This window comes from Streptomyces sp. rh34 (assembly GCF_002551245.1).
Lineage (GTDB): Bacteria > Actinomycetota > Actinomycetes > Streptomycetales > Streptomycetaceae > Streptomyces.
On record NZ_NTGZ01000510.1, the window covers coordinates 1 to 1,675 of the forward strand.

The window sequence follows — 1,675 nt, forward strand, 5'->3', positions numbered from 1 at the left end:
AGATGTGTATAAGAGACAGCCCCGACACCGCGCGAACGGCGGCCTCAGCGGCCGTCCGCCGCCGGGGCGAACGGCCCGTCCAGAGCCGCCCACTGCAGCAGCAGGATGGTCTTGCCGTCGGCGATGCGCCCGTCGCGGGTCATGGCGAGCGCTTCGCCGAAGGGCAGCTCCAGGACTTCGATGTCCTCGCCGTCCTCCTCCAGCCCGCCGCCGGGCCCGGTCCGGTCGGCCGGGGTGTAGGGGGCGGCGAAGAAGTGAAGACGTTCGGTGACGGAACCGGGGCTCATATAGGCCGCGAGGACTCGGGTGAGCGGGCCGAGCGTGACGCCGAGCTCCTCGGCGCTCTCGCGTCGGACGGCGGACGGCGGGTCGTCGGCGTCGAGCAGCCCCGCGGCCGCTTCGACGAGCATGCCGTCGGGGTGGTCGTTGACATAGGCGGGGTAGCGGAACTGCCGGGTGAGCAGGACGACGCCGCGCGCGGTGTCGTAGGGCAGGACGACGGCGCCGTCGCCCCGGTCGTACGTCTCACGCTGCTGGGTCTCCCAGCGGCCGTCGCGGCGACGGCGGTCGAAGGTGGTGCGCCGCAGGACGTGCCAGCCCTGGGAGGTGAGTTCGACGTCCCGGATCACGACGTCGCGATTGCGGTCCAGGCCGCGTCCGGCCCGGTCGAGGCCCGTGCGTCCACGGTGGTCGGGGGTGTCGATGCCGGGTCGGCCGGTCACACGGCCACCCGCGGAGTACGGCGAGGAATCTCGGTCGGTCATGGACGGCTACACTACAGGCAGAAACGTGCAAGAACAGGAGACACTGTGCATGCTGGCTGCTGAACGGCGCGACCACCTGCTCGGCCTGCTCGCCCGCGAGGGCAAGATCGTCGCCAAGGACGTCGCCGCCGGCCTGGCGATCTCCGAGGACAGCGTGCGGCGCGATCTGCGCGACCTCGCCTCCGAGGGCCTGTGCCAGCGGGTCTACGGCGGTGCTCTGCCCGTTTCGCCCGCGGTGGTCGGCCACGCGGCACGACTGACCGTCGCCCCGGACGGCAAGCGGAAGGTCGCGGCGGTGGCCGCCGGTCTGGTGCGGCCGGGCAGTTCGGTGATCCTCGACGGCGGCACCACCGCCCTCGCCGTCGCCCGCGCGCTCCCGCAGGACCTCGCCTGCACCGTGATCACCCACAGCCCGACGGTCGTCGCGGCGCTGCTCGACCATCAGCGGGCGGAGCTCTTCCTGCTCGGCGGACGGATCTTCAAGCACTCGGCGGTCGCCTGCGGTGCCGCCGCCGTCGAAGCGGCCCAGAACGTCTCCGCCGACCTCTGCCTGCTCGGCGTCACCGGCGTGCACCCCGACGCCGGGCTGACCACCGCGGACGCCGAGGAAGCGGCCATGAAGCGCGCCCTGTCGGCACGAGCCGCGGAGACCTACGTCCTGGCCTCCGCGGAGAAGATCGGCACAGCCTCCCGGTTCCGCGTCCTGCCCTGGGAGAAGGTCGGCGGACTGATCACCGACGCCGACGCCCACGACCCGGTCGTCGGGCAGCTCACGGCACTCGGTGTGGAGATCCTGACGGCCGCCGACCGGTGACCGCACCGCGCCTTCCCGCCCAGCCGGGCCCGGCGCCGGTGGGGCGTCCCGGCCGCCCGGTCAGCCCGCCGTCGTCGCGTCGCCCCAGCCCAGGGGA

2 protein-coding genes are annotated in these 1,675 nt (G+C 73.4%); one reads left to right on the forward strand and one right to left on the reverse strand.

What is annotated here, in order from left to right:
• Positions 1–44: 44 nt before the first annotated feature.
• Entirely contained in the window at positions 45–722 is a 678-nt protein-coding gene (locus tag CR470_RS37775; RefSeq protein WP_097872265.1) for an NUDIX domain-containing protein, read from the reverse strand.
• Positions 723–813: 91 nt separating this feature from the next.
• On the opposite strand from CR470_RS37775, the gene CR470_RS37780 reads away from it, so the two are divergent.
• On the forward strand, positions 814–1,578 hold the full coding sequence (locus CR470_RS37780) for a DeoR/GlpR family DNA-binding transcription regulator (protein ID WP_097872267.1): 765 nt from the start codon (positions 814–816) through the stop codon (positions 1,576–1,578).
• Positions 1,579–1,675 lie beyond the last annotated feature (97 nt).